This window comes from Siccirubricoccus soli (genome assembly GCF_024178315.1).
Taxonomy (GTDB): Bacteria; Pseudomonadota; Alphaproteobacteria; order Acetobacterales; family Acetobacteraceae; genus Siccirubricoccus; species Siccirubricoccus soli.
On record NZ_JAMZIK010000099.1, the window covers coordinates 44,592 to 63,172 of the forward strand.

The 18,581-nt window shown below is 72.0% G+C and carries 21 protein-coding genes; 3 read left to right on the forward strand and 18 right to left on the reverse strand.

The features are described from left to right. Positions 1-4: 4 nt before the first annotated feature. The 5 genes from NJ376_RS15950 to NJ376_RS15970 all read right to left on the reverse strand — a co-directional run bounded on the left by NJ376_RS15950 (position 5) and on the right by NJ376_RS15970 (position 3,955). Entirely contained in the window at positions 5-694 is a 690-nt protein-coding gene (locus NJ376_RS15950) for a TenA family protein (RefSeq protein WP_252954275.1), read from the reverse strand. A 138-nt stretch (positions 695-832) separates the two neighbouring features. Beyond that, positions 833-1,162, reverse strand: a complete 330-nt coding sequence (locus NJ376_RS15955) for a ferredoxin family 2Fe-2S iron-sulfur cluster binding protein (RefSeq protein ID WP_252954276.1) — start codon at positions 1,160-1,162, stop codon at positions 833-835. Continuing rightward, the gene (locus tag NJ376_RS15960; protein ID WP_252954277.1) at positions 1,163-2,365 is read right to left on the reverse strand and encodes a cysteine desulfurase family protein; all 1,203 of its coding nucleotides are present in this window, start codon (positions 2,363-2,365) and stop codon (positions 1,163-1,165) included. It abuts the gene before it with no gap. Between the two features lie 17 nt (positions 2,366-2,382). After that, positions 2,383-3,456: a cysteine desulfurase family protein gene (locus NJ376_RS15965; RefSeq protein WP_252954278.1), complete on the reverse strand. Its 1,074-nt coding sequence runs from the start codon at positions 3,454-3,456 to the stop codon at positions 2,383-2,385. A gap of 10 nt (positions 3,457-3,466) precedes the next feature. Beyond that, entirely contained in the window at positions 3,467-3,955 is a 489-nt protein-coding gene (locus NJ376_RS15970; protein WP_252954279.1) for an Rrf2 family transcriptional regulator, read from the reverse strand. A gap of 460 nt (positions 3,956-4,415) precedes the next feature. On the opposite strand from NJ376_RS15970, the gene NJ376_RS15975 reads away from it, so the two are divergent. The 3 genes from NJ376_RS15975 (at position 4,416) to pxpA (ending at position 6,984) form a co-directional block, all read left to right on the forward strand. Further along, positions 4,416-5,084 (forward strand): alpha/beta hydrolase, encoded by a 669-nt coding sequence (locus NJ376_RS15975; protein ID WP_252954280.1) that lies wholly within the window; start codon positions 4,416-4,418, stop codon positions 5,082-5,084. A gap of 62 nt (positions 5,085-5,146) precedes the next feature. Continuing rightward, on the forward strand, positions 5,147-6,118 hold the full coding sequence (locus NJ376_RS15980) for a Bug family tripartite tricarboxylate transporter substrate binding protein (RefSeq protein ID WP_252954281.1): 972 nt from the start codon (positions 5,147-5,149) through the stop codon (positions 6,116-6,118). A gap of 155 nt (positions 6,119-6,273) precedes the next feature. Next, positions 6,274-6,984 carry a 5-oxoprolinase subunit PxpA gene (gene pxpA / locus NJ376_RS15985; RefSeq protein WP_252954282.1) on the forward strand — a complete coding sequence of 237 codons (711 nt, stop codon included), beginning with the start codon at positions 6,274-6,276 and terminating at the stop codon, positions 6,982-6,984. 63 nt (positions 6,985-7,047) lie between these two features. On the opposite strand, the gene trpA is transcribed toward pxpA, so the two are convergent. From trpA to NJ376_RS16055, 13 genes are all read right to left on the reverse strand, one after another. Then, positions 7,048-7,884, reverse strand: a complete 837-nt coding sequence (trpA, locus tag NJ376_RS15990; protein ID WP_252954283.1) for a tryptophan synthase subunit alpha — start codon at positions 7,882-7,884, stop codon at positions 7,048-7,050. Positions 7,885-7,928: 44 nt separating this feature from the next. Continuing rightward, entirely contained in the window at positions 7,929-9,146 is a 1,218-nt protein-coding gene (gene trpB / locus NJ376_RS15995) for a tryptophan synthase subunit beta (RefSeq protein WP_252954284.1), read from the reverse strand. Positions 9,147-9,740: 594 nt separating this feature from the next. After that, the gene (gene rnk / locus NJ376_RS16005) at positions 9,741-10,190 is read right to left on the reverse strand and encodes a nucleoside diphosphate kinase regulator (protein WP_252954285.1); all 450 of its coding nucleotides are present in this window, start codon (positions 10,188-10,190) and stop codon (positions 9,741-9,743) included. A gap of 93 nt (positions 10,191-10,283) precedes the next feature. Then, complete coding sequence (locus NJ376_RS16010; protein WP_252954286.1) at positions 10,284-10,892, reverse strand: hypothetical protein; 609 nt, start codon at positions 10,890-10,892, stop codon at positions 10,284-10,286. 655 nt (positions 10,893-11,547) lie between these two features. Then, a complete protein-coding gene (locus NJ376_RS16015; protein WP_252954287.1) occupies positions 11,548-12,186 on the reverse strand; it encodes a phosphoribosylanthranilate isomerase in 639 nt (212 codons plus the stop codon). After that, a complete protein-coding gene (gene pyrF / locus NJ376_RS16020; RefSeq protein ID WP_252954288.1) occupies positions 12,183-12,896 on the reverse strand; it encodes an orotidine-5'-phosphate decarboxylase in 714 nt (237 codons plus the stop codon). Before pyrF ends, NJ376_RS16015 begins: the two co-directional genes overlap by 4 nt. A gap of 8 nt (positions 12,897-12,904) precedes the next feature. Then, on the reverse strand, positions 12,905-13,246 hold the full coding sequence (locus NJ376_RS16025; RefSeq protein WP_252954289.1) for a LapA family protein: 342 nt from the start codon (positions 13,244-13,246) through the stop codon (positions 12,905-12,907). Positions 13,247-13,249: 3 nt separating this feature from the next. Beyond that, complete coding sequence (ihfB, locus tag NJ376_RS16030; RefSeq protein ID WP_252954290.1) at positions 13,250-13,567, reverse strand: integration host factor subunit beta; 318 nt, start codon at positions 13,565-13,567, stop codon at positions 13,250-13,252. 21 nt (positions 13,568-13,588) lie between these two features. After that, entirely contained in the window at positions 13,589-14,503 is a 915-nt protein-coding gene (gene sppA / locus NJ376_RS16035) for a signal peptide peptidase SppA (RefSeq protein WP_252954291.1), read from the reverse strand. Positions 14,504-14,653: 150 nt separating this feature from the next. Further along, positions 14,654-14,986, reverse strand: coding sequence for a BrnA antitoxin family protein (locus NJ376_RS16040; protein WP_252954292.1), 333 nt, complete (start codon positions 14,984-14,986; stop codon positions 14,654-14,656). Beyond that, positions 14,949-15,224 (reverse strand): BrnT family toxin, encoded by a 276-nt coding sequence (locus NJ376_RS16045; RefSeq protein ID WP_252954293.1) that lies wholly within the window; start codon positions 15,222-15,224, stop codon positions 14,949-14,951. The genes NJ376_RS16040 and NJ376_RS16045 overlap by 38 nt, the downstream gene beginning before the upstream one ends. 190 nt (positions 15,225-15,414) lie before the next feature. After that, a complete protein-coding gene (rpsA, locus tag NJ376_RS16050; protein WP_252954294.1) occupies positions 15,415-17,133 on the reverse strand; it encodes a 30S ribosomal protein S1 in 1,719 nt (572 codons plus the stop codon). Between the two features lie 443 nt (positions 17,134-17,576). Then, positions 17,577-18,581: tetratricopeptide repeat protein (locus NJ376_RS16055; protein WP_252954295.1), on the reverse strand; the 1,005-nt coding region annotated here is incomplete at its 5' end.

Here is an 18,581-nt window from a genome sequence, read left to right on the forward strand (position 1 = left end):
ATGGCTAGAGCCCGTCCAGCCCCTGCTGCCAGAACCGCGCCTCCAGCCGCGCCGCCTCGCTGAAGGTGGCGCTCAGCATCGGGAAGCGGGCATGGCCGCCGAAGCTCTCGCCCAGCGCGTCGATCCGCGCGGCCGCGGCGCGGGCCATGGCCTGGTAGCCGGGATCGGCATAGGTATCGATCCAGCTCTGATAGGGATTGCCCTCCCGCCGGCGCTTCGGGTCGGCCAGGATGCGCAGCGCCACCTCGCCATAGCCCACCGTGCAGGGCGCCAGCGCCACCTCGAGGTCGAGGATGTCGCCCGCCAGCCCGCGGTCGATGACGTAGCGGGTGTAGCTGACCGTCTCGGCGCTTTCGGGCGTCGCCCGCACCTCGGCTTCCGGGATGCCCCATTCCGCGCAGTAGCGCAGGTGCATCAGCGTCTCCGACAGGATGGCGGAGATGGCCGCGGTCTTGTCCCGCATCGCCTCGATGCTCTCGGCCTTGAAGACCGCCAGCGCCTTGGCCCGGGCGAAATGGATCAGGAAGAGGTAGTCCTGGATCAGGTAGCGGCGGAAGGCCGCCAGCGGCAGCGTGCCGTCCGAAAGGCCCTGGACGAAAGGATGCCAAGTATAGGCCACCCAGTCCCGCGCGCAGCCATCCCGCAGCCGCCGGTACAGCCCGCCCGCAGACCCGAAATCTTCCCAGGCGGTCATGAAGAGCGGCTCCGATTCACGCTCCGCTCCTCGGCCCTCCGGGCCTGCGGGGCTCCGCGCTCGGAGAACCAGCCGCGGCTCCGCTTCACGCTCCGCTCCTCGGCCCTCCGGGCCTGCGGGGCTCCGCGATCGGAGCCGTCAGCCACCGGCATTCCGCGTGCCGGCGGGCAGCTTCACCACCAGCCCGTCCAGCGCCTCCGTCATGATGAGCTGACAGCCCAGCCGGCTCGTCTCCTGCAGGTCGAAGGCGAGGTCGAGCATGTCCTCCTCATCCTCGGTCGGCGCCGCCAGCTTGCCGAACCAGGACGGGTCCACGATCACATGGCAGGTGGAGCAGGCGAGCGAGCCTTCGCAGGCGCCCTCGATATCGACGCCGTGCTTGTGCGCGATCTCCAGCACGGAAAGGCCCAGGGGGGCATCGACTTCCCGGCGGGTCCCGTCACGCTCGACGAAGGTCATCTTGGGCATCTAGGGGCGCGCTCCCGCTGCGAGGGCCTGACGCCAGGCCGCGGCAAGGGCTGCCGCAGCCTGGTCCACATCGGCAGGCGAGGTAAAGCGCCCGATCCCGATCCGCAAGGTCGCGCGTGCCTCGCGTTCCGAAATCCCAAGGGCCCGGAGCACATAGGAGGGCTCGACCTCTGCCGAGGAGCAGGCCGAGCCGGTGGAGACGCAGACATCCGGCGCCGCCGCCATGATCGCCTGCGCATCGGGCCAGATGGTTTCGCCCTGCCGGGCGATGCCGGGGAAGGTGAGGTTGAGATTGCCCGGGACGCGCCGTTCCGCATCCCCGTTCAGCCGGACCTCCGGGATCTCCGCCCGGAGCGCCGCCAGGAACCGGTCCCGCTGCCCGGCGATGCGGCCGGCATCCAGCATGCCCTCGATGGCGGCGAGCCGCGCCGCCTCCCCGAGCCCCACGATCAGCGGCGCCGGCAGGGTGCCGGAGCGCAGCCCGCGTTCCTGCCCGCCGCCGGAAAACAGCGGCGCCAGCCGCACCCGCGGCCGCCGCCGGACATAGAGCGCCCCGATCCCCTTCGGCCCGTAGATCTTGTGGCCGGAGAGGGAGAGCAGGTCGGCCTGGAGCTCCGCCACATCCAGCGGGATCCGCCCCGCCCCCTGGGCGGCATCGGTGTGGAACAGGGCGCCGGCCGCCTTGGCGATGGTGCCGATCTCGGCCAGGGGCTGCACCACCCCGATCTCGTTGTTCACCGCCATGATGGTGACGAGCAGGGTGCGGTCATCCACCGTCTCCCGCAGCCGGTCGAGGTCCGCCAACCCATCCGGCCGCACCGGCAGCACCACCGGCTCGAATCCCTCGGCCGCCAAGTCACGGACGCTCTCCAGCACGCATTTATGTTCGGTGGCCAGCGTCACGATCCGCCGCCGCTCGCCGCCCTGCTGCGCGGCGAAGCGCGCGGCGCCCTTGATCGCCAGGTTGTTGGATTCCGTGGCGCCGGAGGTGAGGATGATCTCCCGCGCCTCCGCCCCGATCAGCGCCGCCACCGCCTCCCGCGCCTGCTCCACCGCTGCCTCGGCGGCGCGGCCCAGCACATGCTCGACACTGTGCGGGTTGGCGAAATTCTCCTCCCACCACGGCCGCATGGCGGCCAGCACCCGCGGGTCCACGGGCGTGGTGGCGTGGTTGTCGAGGTAGATGGGGCGGTTCGGGCGCATTCCCGGAGTCTGGCCCCTCAGGCCGCGCTTTTCGAGAGCCGTCGGCGCATGGCCGACCACGCCTCCAGGAAACGCTCCGCCGCATCCTCCGGCGCATTCCAGGGCAGCGAGACGCGGATGCCACACCCGGCCAACTCCCCGAAGCCCATCGCCGCCAGCACATGGCTGCGCGCCACCTTGCCCGAGGAGCAGGCGGCCCCGGCCGAGACCCGCACCCCGGCAAGGTCGAGCGCGATCACCTGGGTCTCCGCCGCCACGCCCGGCAGGAGGATGAGGCTGGTATTGGGCAGCCGCGGCGCCCCCCTGCCCGCGATCACCCCCTCGCCCGGCAGCCCGGCCTCGATCCGGTCGCGCAGCGCGGCGAGGCGCGCCGCCTCCCCCGGCTCCGGCACCGCGGCGGCCATGCCGGCGAGGGCGGGCAGCGGCTCCGTCCCGCCCCGCTTGCCGCGTTCCTGCCCGCCGCCGGCGATCAGCGCCGGCAGGTGCAGGCCGGGCCGCAGCAGCAGCGCGCCGGCGCCGGGCGGCCCGCCCAGCTTGTGGCCGGACAGGGCGATGCTGTCCGCCCCCACCGGCAACGCCCCGCGCCCGGCCGCCTGCACCGCATCCATGTGCAGCAGCGCGCCATGCGCCCGGCAGAGCGCCGAGACCTCGGCGATCGGGTGCCGCACTCCGGTCTCGTTGTTCGCCGCCATGGCGCAGACCAGGGCGGGCGGCCCTTCGGCCAGCACCGCCTCCAGCGCCGCCAGGTCCAGCGTGCCATCCGCCAGCACCGGCAGCACCGTGGCAGCCGGACCTGCAGCGGCCAGCACGGCGGGGTGCTCCGTCGCCCCCACCAGCACCCGCCTGCCCTGGCCCAGCCCATGGATGGCCAGGGCATTCGCCTCCGTCCCGCCAGCGGTGAACACCACCTCGAAGCCAGGCGCGAAACGCGCCGCCACCGCCTCCCGCGCCGCTTCCAGCAGCCGGCGCGCGCCGCGCCCGGCGGCATGGACGGAGGAAGGGTTTCCCCCCGCCTCGAGCGCCGCCAGCACCGCCCCCCGCGCCGCGGGGCGGAGCGGCTCGGTGGCGTTGGCGTCCATATATAAGGTCATGGGCAGCAGCCTATTCGGCCGGCGCGGCCATCCGCGGCGGCAGGGGCGGGACGGCCCGCCCGGCAATGCCCCCGCCGCAGACATCGGCCAGGGTCACATGCGCCAGGAACAGCCGGATCTGCTCCCCAAGCTCCTCCCACAGGTCATGGGTCAGGCATTTCTGCCCGGCGAGGCAGCCCGGCGCCCCCTCCTCGCAGCGCGTCGCCTTCAGCGGCTCGTCCACCGCCTCGATGATCTCGGCCACCGCGACCTCGCAGGCCGGCCGGGCCAGCCGGTACCCCCCGCCCGGCCCGCGGGCGGAACAGACCAGCCCGGCCCGGCGGAGATGGCCGAACAACTGCTCGAGATAGGCGAGGGAGAGGTGCTGGGCCTGGGCGATCTCCGCCAAACTGACCGGGCAGCCCTCGCCCCGCCGCAACTTCCCGGTGTGAGCCGCCTGGCGGATCGCCAGCTCGACCATGGCCATCACGGCATATCGACCGCGGGTTGAAAGCCGCACGGCTCAACCCCCTAGCATTTGGCGCAATCCGGGGCGATGCCGCACAGCTTACGCAGGAAGTTGAGGGCCATTCCTTGAATCCGTTATGAAACTCGTCGCTGACTAACTATATTCTGGTCGCCCCCGGGGTCCGGGAGCCTGTCCGGGGGCGCCTGAACAAGAACCATTGCGACGTGGTCCCGATTCGGTGACCCCCTCAAGGGGCATCGGCCTGGGAAGCTATTTTACCCGACTGTCCCAGTCAACCATTGGGGCAAGGCCGGGGCGGCGCGATGGGAATTGGGCAGGCGGCGGGCTCGGTCGACGCTCCGTGGCTGCTGCCGTCACGGGGCCACGGCCGGGCCAGCCAGGACTTCCCCACCAAGCGTCGGTGCGCGCTTGGCTTGTCGGTGGTGCGGCAACATGCCCTCCTCCGGCAGCCCAGGCGCGCACGGCCAACCGGAATTGGACCCAAGGGACGATGCCTGAGGTCATGTTCGCCGGCCCCGACGGCCGGCTCGAAGGCCGCTACCACCACTCGAAGCAGGCGAATGCGCCCGTCGCCCTGCTGCTTCACCCCCACCCGCTGCATGGCGGGACGATGAACAACCGGGTCATCCACGCCCTGTACCAACGTTTCCAGGCGATGGGGTTTTCTACCCTGCGGTTCAATTTCCGCGGGGTGGGCCGCAGCCAGGGCCGCTATGATGGCGGGATCGGCGAGATCTCGGATGCGGCGGCGGCGCTCGACTTCCTCCAGGCAGTGAACCCCAACGCCAACAGCCTCTGGGTCGCCGGCTACTCCTTCGGCGCCTATGTCGGCATGCAGCTGCTGATGCGCCGGCCGGAGATGGGCGGCTTCGTCTCCATCGCCGCCCCAGCCAGCCATTACGATTTCGGCTTCCTCGCCCCCTGCCCCTGCAACGGCCTGATCCTGCACGGGGCGGAGGATGAGCTGGTGCCGGAATCCTCCGTGAAGAAGCTGGTGGACAAGCTGAACACCCAGCGCGGCATCAGCATCGACTACCGGGTGATGCCGGGCGCCGGCCATGTCTTCACGCCGGAGCAGACGGAGAAGGTGGTGGATGCAGCGGAGGACCATGTGCTCTCGCGCATGAACCGCAGCCGCATGGCGCTGGCCGCGGATTGAGCGGCCGGCCCTAGCGCCGGATGGCGGCGGCGCCCCCGCCGCCGCCGCGCCGGATCCCAACGATGACCCGACGCCATTTCCTGCTGGGCACCGCTTCCCTCGCCGCGTCCTTCCTGCCCCGCCCCTGGGCCGGCTCCGCCGCGGCCGATCCGCCGGGCGAGGTGCTGACCATGGTGGTCGCCTATGCCGCCGGCGGCAGCACCGATCTCGGCGCCCGCAGCCTGGCGCGCTTCCTGGAACGGGACATCGGCCAGAAGGTGGTGGTGGTGAACAAGCCCGGCGCGGGCGGGGAGGCCGGCTTCACCGCCCTGGCCCGGGCGGCGCCGGATGGCAGCACCTTCGGCATCGTCAATACCCCGCCCCTGCTGACCCTGCCGCTGGAGCGCCGCACTCGCTACCAGCCGGAGCAGCTCGCACCGGTCGCCGGCATCGTGGACAATCCCAACGCCATCTTCGTGCCGGCGGAATGCCCCTGGATGAGCCTCGCCGATCTGGTGGCCGCGGCGCGGGCGAAGCCGGAGGGAATCAGCTACGGCACCACCGGTACCGGCTCAGACGACCATCTGGCGGCGCTGGCGCTGGAACGGCTGGCGGGGATCAAGCTGCTGCACGTGCCGCAGGCCGGCGCGGCGCAGGCCAAGCAATCCTTGGCCGCACGGCAATTCACCTTCGCCGTGCTGAACCTGGCCGATGCGGTGCCGGAGGTGCCGCAGGGCCAGTTCCGCCTGCTGGCCCAGGCCGCCGCCACGCGCAGCCCCCTGGCGCCGGAGGCCCCGACCTTCCGCGAGGCCGGCTACGACCTGGTGGAAGGGGCGCTGCGCGGCCTGGCCGTCCCGGCGGGCACGCCGGCGCCAGCGGTGGAGCGGCTGGCCCGGGCGGCGGAGCGCGTGCTGGCGCTGCCGGAATTCCAGGCCCTGGCGCGGCAGCAGATGCTGCCCCTGCGCTTCGCCGGCCCCGCCGAATTCGCCGCCGAGCTCGCCACCCGCCGCGCCCGCTACCAAGCCATCTGGAACGACCAGCCCTGGCGGGACTAGTTCCCCACGAAGTCGCTAGCGCGCCTTCGTGGGGGCCCCGGGAGGCGCTGGGGGCCGGAGGCTTCGGCACAGCCTGCCGCGGCAAAGCCGCGGCAGGACAGCGGGCGGTCCGGGCTGCGACGGGCCGTGGAATGCCAGGCATGGGAGGGCGGCACGTGGCGACGATCAATTGCGACATGGGGGAGGGCTACGGGCCCTGGCGAATCGGCGACGACGTGGCGCTGATGCCGCTGATCGACTTGGCCAATGTCGCCTGCGGCTTCCATGCCGGCGATCCCTCCTGGATGCGGGCGACGGTCAGGCTGGCGAAGCGGCATGGCGTCGCGGTCGGCGCGCACCCCTCGCTGCCCGACCGCCAGGGCTTCGGCCGGCGGGAGATGGCAATGGGGCGGGAGGAGCTGGCGGATGCGCTGATCTACCAGATCGGCGCCCTGGCCGGCATGCTGCGCGCGGAGGGCATGGCGCTGCACCACATCAAGCCGCATGGCGCGCTCTACGGCATGGCGGCGCGGCTGGATCCCGTGGCGCAGGCGGTGTGCGACGCGGCGGACGTGTTCGGCGTGCCAATCCTCGGCATGCCCGGCACGCTGCATGAGAGCGTCTACCCCACCCGCGGCCACCGCTTCGTCGCGGAGTTCTATGCTGATCTCGACTATGCCGATGGCGGCGGGCTGATCATCACGCGCGAGCACGCGCCGGTGGACCCGGCATTGGCGGCGGAGCGCTGCGCAAGGGCGCTGACGTCAGGCCTCGCGGCAAGCCTCGGCGGCGTGGATGTCGTCGTCGGCCGCGACAGCATCTGCCTGCATTCGGACACCCCGAACGCCGTGGAGGTGGCCCTCGCTGTCCGAGGTGTCGTGCGCTGACTCAAGGTTTCCAAAGGCCCTTCGGCCTTTGGCGGGAGGAGTGTGAGGAGGGCAGAGCCCTCCTCACGATTGACGGATGGCTTCCGCCAGCCCCCGCACCTGGTCCAGCACCAGCCTGACCGTCTCCGGCCTTGCCCGCCCCTGCTCGTCCAGGCTCGCCGCCAGCGTATCCACCAGCGCCGTGCCCACCACCGCGCCATCCGCCAGCTTCGCCGCTTCCGCCGCCTGGGCGGGGGTGCGGATGCCGAAGCCGATGGCGATCGGCAGCTCAGTATGCTTGCGCAGCCGCGGCACCGCCTCGGCCAGGCTGGCGCTGCTGGCGCTTTTCGTGCCGGTGATGCCGGTGATGGAGACGTAGTAGATGAAGCCGCTGGTCGCCGCGAGCACGCGCGGCAGCCGCGCCTCGTCCGTCGTCGGCGCCACCAGCCGGATCAGGTCGAGGCCCGCTGCCCTGGTCAGCGGCTCGATCTCGTCGGCTTCCTCGGGCGGCACGTCCACCACGATCAGCCCATCGACGCCGGAGGCAGCGGCATCGGTGCAGAAGCGCTCCGTGCCATAGGCCAGGATGGGGTTGTAGTAGCCCATCAGCACGATGGGGGTGGTGCTGTCCTCCTTGCGGAAATCCCGCACCAGCGCCAGCACGCCGGCCAGCGTCGCCCCCGCCTTCAGCGCCCGCAGCGCGGCGCGCTGGATGGAGGGGCCGTCCGCCATCGGGTCGGTGAAGGGCACGCCCACTTCGATGAGGTCGGCCCCGGCCCCCGGCAGGCCGCGCAGCAGCGCCAGCGAGGTGGCCGGATCCGGGTCATAGCCCTGGAGATAGGTGACGAGCGCGCCGCGCCCCGCCGCCTTCAGCTCCGCGAATTTGGCAGCGATGCGCGATGCCTGCTGGGGCCGGTTCACGCTCGGCTCCTCGCCACGCTGCGGTGCTCCGCGATCGGACCCGGTCACAGCTTCACCCCGAGATGATGCGCCACGGTGAAGATGTCCTTGTCCCCGCGGCCGCTGAGGTTGAGGACGATGATCCCGTCCTTCTGCATGGTCGGCGCGCGCTTGATCACCTCGGCCAGGCCATGCGCCGATTCCAGCGCCGGGATGATGCCCTCGAGCTTCGAGCAGAGCTGGAAGGCGGCCAGCGCCTCGTCATCCGTGGCGGTCACGTAGGTCACGCGGCCCGCCTCATGCAGCCAGGAATGCTCCGGGCCGATGCCGGGATAGTCGAGGCCGGCGCTGATCGAATGCGCCTCGATGATCTGGCCGTGGCGGTCCTGCAGCAGGTAGGTGCGGTTGCCATGCAGCACGCCGGGCTGGCCCCGGTTGATGGAGGCGGCGTGCTCCTCGGTATCGACGCCACGGCCGGCGGCCTCGACGCCGTACATCGCGACGCCCTCATCATCGAGGAAGGGATGGAACAGCCCCATGGCGGAGGAGCCGCCGCCGACGGCGCAGACCAGCGCATCCGGCAGGCGGCCCTCGGCGGCGAGGATCTGCTCCCGCGTCTCGATGCCGATGACGCTCTGGAAGTCCCGCACCATGGCCGGGTAGGGGTGCGGGCCGGCGACGGTGCCGATGCAGTAATAGGTGTCCGCAACGTTCGCCACCCAGTGGCGCAGCGCCTCGTTCATCGCATCCTTCAGCGTCGCGGCGCCGGAGGTGACGGGGACCACCTCGGCGCCCAGCAGCTTCATGCGGAAGACGTTGGGCTGCTGCCGCTCCACATCGGTCGCGCCCATGAAGACGGTGCAGGGCAGGTCGAACAGCGCGCAGGCGGTGGCGGTGGCGACGCCATGCTGGCCGGCGCCGGTCTCGGCGATGATGCGCGTCTTGCCCATGCGCTTCGCCAGCAGGATCTGGCCCAGCACGGCGTTGATCTTGTGCGCGCCGGTGTGGTTCAGCTCTTCCCGCTTGAAGTACACCTTCGCGCCGCCGAGGTGAGCCGTGAGGCGCTCGGCGAGCCAAAGCGGGCTGGGCCGGCCGACGTAATGCGTCAGCAGGTAGCGCCACTCCCGGTCGAATTCGGGGTCCCGCTTCGCGGCCTCATAGGCCGCCTCCACCTCGAGGATGAGCGGCATGAGGGTTTCGGCGACGAAGCGGCCGCCGAACTGGCCGAAGCGGCCGCGTGCATCCGGGCCCTGGCGGAAGGTGTTGGGCAGAGGCTTGTTCACGTGTCGTCCCCGTCCGAAGCCCTGGCTCATAGAACAGGCGGGGCGGAGGGGGAAGGCGGACCGGCCTGCGGCAAAGAGGAAGGGCCACGCTCTCCTCCTTGGGCGCAGCGCGCCAACCCCACCCGCAAAGGGGCGAAGGACTGATTTCAACCCTTGCGTCCGTGGTTGAGCCACGGGGCCCGAAGCGCTCGGCTCGCGGAGGGATGGCTGAGCCCCTCTGGATCACCCACCCCGCGCCGCCGCACGAAGGCCGCGATCCTTGCCGGGTCCCTCACCGCCGCGCCTTCTCCACGCCCGAGGACACATCCGCCCCTTGTCGCCCCGCTCTGGCGCAGCGCCTCTCCCACGCTTCCCGGCGTCAGCCCGCCCGCCAGCAGCCAGGGGTGCGGAATCACCCGCCCCGCCGCTAGTCGAAGGGCGCGGCATTGCCACCGGGCAGGGTCGCGCCGGGCGGCGGCGTCGGGAGCGAAGGCGCGCATGGTGGCCCGCGGCCCGGCGTGGCCGCCAGCGGTGCCAATCGGCCCCGGTCGAGACGGCGCCCTCGCGCCGCCGGGACAGGCCCGGCGGCGGCCCCCGGCACCAGGCGCGGCCGGCTCAGGCCTCCGCTGCCTCGAAAGGTTGCGGCGAGACCCGCAGGACGGTCAGGACGCGCTCATGCCCTTGCTGCGTGGGCCAGCGGATGGACCGGCCGGCGGACAGGCCAAGCAAGGCGGCCCCCACGAGGGTGAGCACCGAGATGCGGCCCGACGCGATATCGGCTTCATGCGGATAGACGAGCTGGACATGGCGCACCACGCCCGTCGCCTCGTCACTGTACTCGACATAGGAATGCATCGCGACCACGTCGGGCGGCATCTTCTCGGGCGGCAGCAGCCGGGCACGATCGATCTCGCCGAGGAGGCGCTCGGCCACCTCGGGGGACCGCTGCGACGCGGCAGCGGCAAGGCGCGACAGGCGCTCCTCATCGGCGGTGGAAAGGATGATGGGCGGAGCGGCATGGGCCGTCGCGCGCCGGCCCCCGTGTCGCGGGCTTACAGCATTCATCTCTCTTGATCCTTCTCTGGCCCGTGCGGCAGCGCAGGCTCGGTTCCAGGCATGGTTGTCGCCGGCGCGCCCGTGCTGCCGGGCCGGCTGTGGTCAGGCCGAGGCGGGTCCGGGGCGGACGCGCCGCAGTCTCGGCAGCGCCGGGGCGTCGGCCCCGGTCTCCTCCGCCTCACGACGATCGTTCGCCGGATCGCCGGCCGCTGCATCCGCCTCATGCGTGACCGCGATGAGGCGGAGGGTTTCGGCGGTACCGTCGCGGCGGATGGCCGTGACCGCCGCACCGGCTGCGTGGCCCAGCAGGGCGAGGCCATGCGGCGCCGTCACCGGCAAGGTCCATCCGGCCGGCGAGTGCTGCGGCGGGAGCACGAGCACGCGCCCTTCCGCCGTGCCGCCATCGACCGAGAAGACGACGCGCGAACCGAGCGAGGCAATGCTTGGCACGGCCGCATCGACCGGCAGCATGCGCGACTGCTCCAGCTTGGTGAGCAGCGCCGCATAGACCACCCCGGTCGGCGAGAGTCGCAGCCGCGCGAAGCGCTCCAGGGCTGTGAAGTCGCGCACCGACAAGACGGGAGTGCCCACGGTGATGGGGCGCGACGATGCCGTGGCCGGCGCCGCGGCGGTGTCGCAGGCGTAGCAGATGTCGGCGGGGGCAGCGACGGCGTTGCCGCAGACGGCGCAGATCGAGACCTGGAATGTCACGGGCAGTCCTCCGGATAGGATGACGCGCGGCTCACCGCGGCGGCGGAGGCAATGCGTCACACTGTTGCGTTGGGGAGGGAGTCCCCGGGCCGGAGGGCGCGCCGACGGCGCGCACGGTCAGGCCCGGGGCTGAGAGCCCGCGAGCAGATTTCCCGCGTGAAGCAGGAAGCGGCAGCGATGAACCGGGATGGACCGCATGGCGCTCTGAAGATGGCGCATTGGACCGGCAGTATCAATAGCGGCCACCCTGGGCCGGGCTGGGGGCGAGCCGCGCCTTCCGGGAGCGGGTGCTGGGCCGCCAGACACAACCGGCACAGGCCTCCCCGAAGCAGGCGGTGCTACGGCAAGACCCCGATGCAGACCTTCCTCAGCGCCATCCCACCGGCCGGGGAGAGGATCATGCGCCACCGACCACGGCAGACACGCTCATCGGCCCGCACAACCAATGCCACTTGGCGGATCGAGCCCGGCTGATTCGGTTGAAGGGGCGCTGTCACTTCCCTGAACGCTGTGCCTCCTCCGCTCCTGCCAAGCGGAGTGGCCGCTGGACCCCTGGGGTCGGCAAGTCGAACGGCCGGGTCCGAGATCATGATTTCCAGGGGCCCTTGGCGGGAAGCTGGGGAATGGCGCGGCGCTGCCGCGACGCCCCTCCCGATCAGCCGCCCCTGGCCGCCGCCACGAAGGCCGCGATCCGCGCCGGGTCCTTCACCCCCCGCGCCTTCTCGACGCCAGAGGACACATCCACCCCCGGCGCCCCGCTCTGCCGCAGCGCCTCCGCCACGCTCTCCGGCGTCAGCCCGCCCGCCAGCAGCCAGGGGCGCGGGATCACCCGCCCCGCCGTCAGCCGCCAGTCGAAGGGCGCGGCATTGCCGCCGGGCAGCGTCGCCCCCGGCGGCGGCTTGGCGTCCAGCAGGAAGCGGTCCGTGACCGGCGCGAAATCCGCCAGCGCCGCCAGATCCCCGGGCGTCGCGATGCCCAGCGCCTTCATCACCGGCAGGCCGAAGCGCGCCTTGATGGCCGCGACGCGCGCCGGATCCTCCGCGCCATGGAGCTGGATGAGGTCCAGCCTCACCGCCGCCAGCACCGCCTCGATCAGCGCATCCTCGGGGTCCACGAACAGCCCGGTGCGCAGCGGCCCGCCCTCGGCCCGCGCGGACAGCCCGGCCGCCACCGCCGGCGTCACCGCCCGCGGGGAGGGCGGGTAGAAGACGAAGCCCAGCAGATCGGCGCCCGCCGCCACCGCGGCGTCGAACCCCGCCGCGTCATTCACCCCGCAGATCTTGACGAGAGTCATCCCGGCAGCCCCGCCGCAATCCCCGCCAGCGCCGCCACCGGATCCGCCGCGCCGGTGATGGGCCGGCCGATCACCAGCCAATCCGCCCCCGCCGCCACCGCCTCGGCCGGCGTCGCGGTGCGGGCCTGGTCGCCGGCCGCGCTGCCCGCCGGCCGCACGCCCGGCACCACCAGCAGCGGCGCTTCGCCGAAGGCATCGCGGATCGGTCCCACTTCGCGCGGGGAGCAGACCAGCCCATCCGCCCCGGCCGCAAGCGCCAGCCGCGCCAGCCGCAGCACCTGCTGCACCGGCCCGCCGGCCACCCCCGTCTCGGACAAGGCGGCGGCGTCGAGGCTGGTCAGCACCGTCACCGCCAGCAGGATGGGTCGCGCCGCGCCCGCCGCCTCCGCCGCCTCCCGCGCCGCCGCCACCATGGCCGCGCCGCCCGCCGCATGCAGCGTCAGCATCGCCGGCCGCAGCGGCAGCAGGCTGCGCACCGCGCCGGCCACGGTGTTCGGGATGTCATGCAGCTTCAGGTCGAGGAAGACCGGCGCCAGCGGCGCCACCTGCCGCACCGCCTCCGGCCCCGCGGCGGTGAACAGCTCCAGCCCCAGCTTCACCGCACCGCAGCCGGGCGCCAGGGTGTGCGCCAGCGCCATGGCCCGCGCCGGGTCCGACGTGTCGATCGCCGGAATGATCCGGTCCGCAGCGCGCGCAGGGCGGGGGAGCATGTGGCCGCTCAGGCCGCCGGGCGGGTGATGCGGGCCAGGCTGTTGGCCGGCGGCGGCACCGGCCCCACCTCCCGCGCCTCCTTGGCGCGCAACTCGGCCACCTCCCCCTGCAGAATGCGGTTGGTGTTCTCCAGCGCCTTCGCCCGGCGCCGATAGGGCAGCGCCGCCGCCCAGGCGATGAAGGCGCCGAACAGGAAGAACACCGCGGCGATCAGCAGCACCGCGACGGAGAGCGGCACCGCCCAGGCCAGGTCGAAGGGCCAGAGGCGCAGCGCCACCTCCTCCCGGTTCGAGAGCCCGAACAGCACCAGCAAAATCAGCAGCGGCGCCAGCAGAATCAGTCGGAACATGCGTTACTCCGCCGCCCGGGCGCGCAAGGGCGCCTGCGGTTCACCACCATTCACCCGCTCCCGCAGCTCCTTGCCCGGCTTGAAATAGGGCACGGACTTCCCCGCCACCGGCACGGCCGCGCCGGTGCGCGGATTGCGGCCGGTGCGCGGGTCCCGCTGCTTGGCGGAGAAGGCGCCGAAGCCGCGCAGCTCCACCCGGTCCCCGCGCGCCAGCGCCGCGGTGATTTCGTCGAAGATCGTCGCCACGATCAGCTCTATGTCCGGCTGGCGCAGATGCGGATTCTCCGCCGCCAATTGCGCGATCAGCTCGCTTTTCGTCATGGCGATCGTCCCCAAACTCCCTCAGCCCGGAAGCTGCCAGAGGAGGCGCGGCCCGTCAACGCCAAGCCATTCTGAAATCACGCTTTTCCAAAAGCCCTGGAACAATGCGCCAAACAGGCGCTCGGCCGGGCCGCGGGTCTCCACCTCCCGCACCGGCAGGCTCTCCGGCACCTGCCGTTCCGCCGCCAGCCAGGCCCGGGCCTCCGCCTCGCCGCCGATGGCGTCGATCAGCCCCTCCGCCAGCGCCTGCCGGCCGGTGAAGACACGGCCATCCGCCAGCGCCCGCACCTTCTCCTCCGGCAGGCGGCGGGCGGCAACGACCTTGGCAAGGAATTGCTCGTACATGTCCTGCACCACCGCCTGCAGCGCCGCCCGTCCCTCCGGGCTCAGCGGCTGCAAGGGGTTGGGCTGGGCCTTCAGCGGGCCGGAGACGATGGCCTCGCCGCGCACGCCGAGCCGCGCCGCCAGCTCCGACACATCCACGGCCTGCAGCAGCACGCCGATGGAACCGGTGACGGTGGAGTCCCGGGCATAGACCCGGTCCGTGCCCAGCGCCGCCATGTAGGCGGCGGAGGCGGCGGTGCCGCGCATCACCGCGACCACCGGCTTCTTCTCCCGCAGGCGCTGCAGGGTGGCATACAGCGCCTCCCCACCGCCGACGCTGCCGCCGGGGCTGTCGATGGCGACGATCAGGGCGCGGGTGGCGCGATCCTCGCCCAGCGCCTCCAGCGCCTCGAACAATTTGCGGTCATCGCCGATGAAGCCCTGCACAGTGAGGCGGGCGACATGCTCGCGGCCGGGGAAGGACAGGCCGGATTCGCGGGCGGCGAAGGTGAGCGCGCCGGCCAGCAGCAGCAGCACGGCCAAGCCGCGCCACAGGGCGAGGCGGCGCTTCAGGCGGCGGCGGTCGATCAGGAGGTCGGCGTCGAGGGACATACGGGATCCGGCGTTTCGGCCAGGATGTTGGGTGGCGGGTGGCGGAGGGCAACGGCTGGGGCTTGGCCCCAGGGTGCCGGCAGCAGGTTGTCGTGGCCATGCCCGCGCCCCTGAACCCGCCGGCGACCGAACCGGCCCCGGCCTGGCTTGCTATTCGGCCGCCGGCGTTTTCCTGGCCTGGCTGTAGGCGCGGAGAATGGCGTTGATCCGGGTCTGCCAGCCGCGGCCGGAGGCGCGGAACTCCTCCACCAAATCGGCATCCAGCCTAAGGCTGACCGCGACCTTGGGGCGGGGCATCACCGCCTCCGCCTTCAGGTACCAATCCTCCGGCACGCCCTGCCAATCGGGATCGGCCGCAATCGACCGCTCCAGCTCGGCCTCGGACATCGCCTCGATACGCGCGGCATCGGTGCGGCTCTCCCCGCGCGCGGCGCGGGCGCGCAACTCATCCGCCGAATAGCGCCTGGTAGCGTTCTCTTTCATTCCGCCTAGCCCTCCGGAGCGAAATGACCCGGATCGTCTCACCGCGCATGGTGCAAATCGCGGTAGCGCACAGGCCGTTCACCAGCCCCGTCGCCAAAAAGCGTTCTTCGCCGCCAGGTCCCGGATTGGCAGCGCCGTAAAGATACTCGCCGGCGAAGAGCTGCCAGATATCGAGAAAGTCGAAGCCGTGCTTGGCGATGTTCGACTCCCGCTTAGCCTCGTCCCAAATGAACTCCATGATGGTCGCCCCTCACGCGACGGCCCCGGAAGGGCCTCCGATAGGTCGACTGCATGGGTTCCTCCGCTTGGCTGCACACAAAATGTATATACAGACCCACCTCACTGCAAGTCTTGCGTTGCCGCCAACGAAAAACGGCCGGCGGGTTGCCCCGCCGGCCGCTGCGCCGAAGCCCCGAAGGGGTGTCGGCCTACTCCTCGCCGGCCAGTTCGCGGCGGCGGCGGATGGCGGCACCCAGGATGTCGCCGAGGGAGGCGCCGGAGTCGGTCGAGCCGTACTCCTTCATCGCCTCGCGCTCCTCCTCGATCTCCTTGCCCTTGATGGTCAGGGAGAGGCGGCGGGCAGCGCGGTCCACGGCCACGACCTTGGCATCCACCTTCTCGCCCACCGCGAACTTCTCGGGGCGCTGGTCGCCGCGGTCGCGGGCCAGCTCGGCGCGGCGGATGAAGCCGGTCAGCACATCGTCCACCTTCACCTCGATGCCATTCGCCTGAACGGCGGTGACGACGCAGGTGACAATGTCGTTCTTCTTGACCTTGTCCAGCACCTCGGCCGCCGGATCGGCCTGGAGCTGCTTGATGCCGAGGGAGATGCGCTCCTTCTCGACGTCAACATCCAGCACCTTGGCCTTGACGACCTGGCCCTTCTCGTAATGGGCCATGGCCTGCTCGCCCGGCTCGTCCCAGGAGATGTCGGACATGTGGACCATGCCGTCGATATCCGGGCCGATCCCGATGAAGAGGCCGAACTCGGTGATGTTCCGGATCTCGCCCTCGACCTCGGAGCCCGGCGGATGGGCCTCGAGGAACAGCTCCCAGGGGTTGCCCTGGGCCTGCTTCAGGCCGAGCGAGATGCGGCGCTTCGGCTCGTCCACGTCGAGGATCATCACGTCCACTTCCTGCGAAGTGGCGACGATCTTGCCCGGATGGACGTTCTTCTTGGTCCAGCTCATCTCGGAGACATGGACCAGGCCCTCGACCCCCGGCTCCAGCTCCACGAAGGCGCCGTAGTCGGTGATGTTGGTGACGCGGCCGCTGAACTTGGCGCCGACCGGGTACTTGATGGCGACGCCATCCCACGGGTCGGACATCAGCTGCTTCATGCCGAGGCTGATGCGCTGGGTCTCCGAGTTGAAGCGGATGACCTGCACCTTCACCGGCTGGCCGATGGTCAGCGCCTCGCTCGGGTGGTTGATGCGGCGCCAGGCGATGTCGGTGACGTGCAGCAGCCCGTCCACGCCGCCGAGGTCGACGAACGCACCGTAATCGGTGATGTTCTTCACCACGCCGTCGAGGATCATGCCCTCCTTCAGGCCCTGGATCAGCTCGCTGCGCTGCTCGGCGCGAGTCTCCTCCAGCACCGCGCGGCGCGACACCACGATGTTGCCGCGGGCCCGGTCCATCTTGAGGATCTGGAAGGGCTGCGGGCTGCCCATCAGCGGGCCGACATCGCGCACCGGGCGGATATCGACCTGGGAGCCGGGGAGGAAGGCCACCGCACCGCCGAGATCGACGGTGAAGCCGCCCTTCACCCGGCCGAAGATCACGCCGTTGACGCGCTGATTGGCCTGGTAAGCCTTCTCGAGGTTGGTCCAGGCCTCCTCGCGCCGCGCCTTCTCGCGCGACAGGACGATGGAGCCGTCCCGGTCCTCGTAGCGCTCGACGAAGAGCTCCACGACGTCGCCGGCCTTGATCTCCGGCTTCTGCCCCTGCGGGGCGAATTCCTTGAGGGGAACGCGCCCCTCGCTCTTCAACCCTACATCGACCACGGCGAAATCATCATCCACGCGGATGATCCGGCCGGTGACGACGGAGCCGGCGAAGCCGGTATCCGGGCCGAGCGTGGCGTCGAGCAGGGCGGCAAAGTCTTCGGTCCCCGCGCTGGGCGCGAGGGTGGTGGCAGATGCCATGCGGTCTCTGGTTCCTGGAAGGGCCCGCCCCTGGGGGAACGGGTCGGTGTCCTGCGCTCCCGCCTGAGATGCGGGCACGGCTTGGTCCGGCGGGCAGCTTATGGTGCCGAGGACCCGGATGCGGGGCGGCGTGACGGCCCGTCCCTTTCCGGTCCGCCAATGACGGCGGGCTGGCGGCATGGACCGCCGGCGGAGTCGCTAATCCATTGACGACGCAAGGTCAAGCGGAAAACGACCGCCGCGGTGCAGCATTCCGCCGACTCAGCAGGCCCGCCCCGGCGCAGCCACGCCCAGGCGCCTGCGGCACACCGCCGCGCCGGGGAGGGCGGCCCCGGATCTCCCACCGAACGCTGCGCGGTCCCGGGAGGCCGGCCTCCGGCGGCCTCGCACAGCCTAGCCGGCCGCCCCCGGAAGGAGGGCGGCGCGGCCGCTTCGGCAGGCGCTTACGGGGAGGCCCGCAGCTCCGCCTGCAGCCGCTCGGCCTCGCCGCGTTCCGGGAAGGCCGGAACCTGGTCCAGCAGCAGGGTGAGGATGCGCTGCGCCTCCGCCTTGTCCCCCGCCGCCCGCAGCGCGAAGGCCAGGCGGTACACCCCGCCTGCATCCTGCGCCGCGCCGCGCCGGCTGACGGAGACCGCGGCGCGCAGCAGCGGCACCGCCCGCTGCGCCTCGCCCAGCCGCACCAGCACCCAGCCCAGCGTGTCGGCGGTCTCCGGCGTCGGCAGCAGGAAATAGGCGCGCTCCGCCAGCTCCCGCGCCTGGGCGATCGCCTCCGGGCTGTCTTGCTGGGAGAGCAGCCAGGCCAGGTTGTTCATCGCCACGCTGTTGGTCGGCGCCCGCTGCAGCACGGCGTTCAGCCGGTGCGCCGCCAGCTCCGTCCGCCCCGCCTGGATGTCGAGCTGGGCGAGCAGGTTCAGCACCTCCACCTCGCCCGGCTCGCGCTGCAGCCAATTGGTCAGCACCGCCTCGGCATCCAGCGGCCGGCCGGCGGCCATCCAGGCCCCGGCGGTGCGCAGCGCCAGCGCGGCGGAAGGCGCGGCGGCCAGCAGCGCGGCATAGGCCTGCGCCGCCTCGGCCGGGCGGCGCAGGCTCAGCAGCAGCTCCGGCTTCAGCAGCCGGGAATTGGGCTGCATTGCCGGCTCCCGCCCCAGGCGGTCGGCCAGCGCCAGCGCCGCCTCGGCGCCGCGGGTCTCGTTCACCAGCCCCAGCAGCGCCTGCTGCAGCAGCGGCTCCTGCGGCTGGCTACGCAGCCCCTCCTGCAGCAGCGCCTCGGCGCCCTGGGCGTCGCCGCCGCGGGCCAGCAGCGCCGCAAGCTGCCGCCGGGCCGGGGCGTTGTTCGCCTCCTCGGCCAGGGCGGCGCGGGCCGCCGCCTCGGCCTCCGGCCATTTCTCCGCCGCCGCATAGGCCTGGGAGCGGGCCAGCGGCAGGGCGACGCCGCGGCCGGGGGCGCG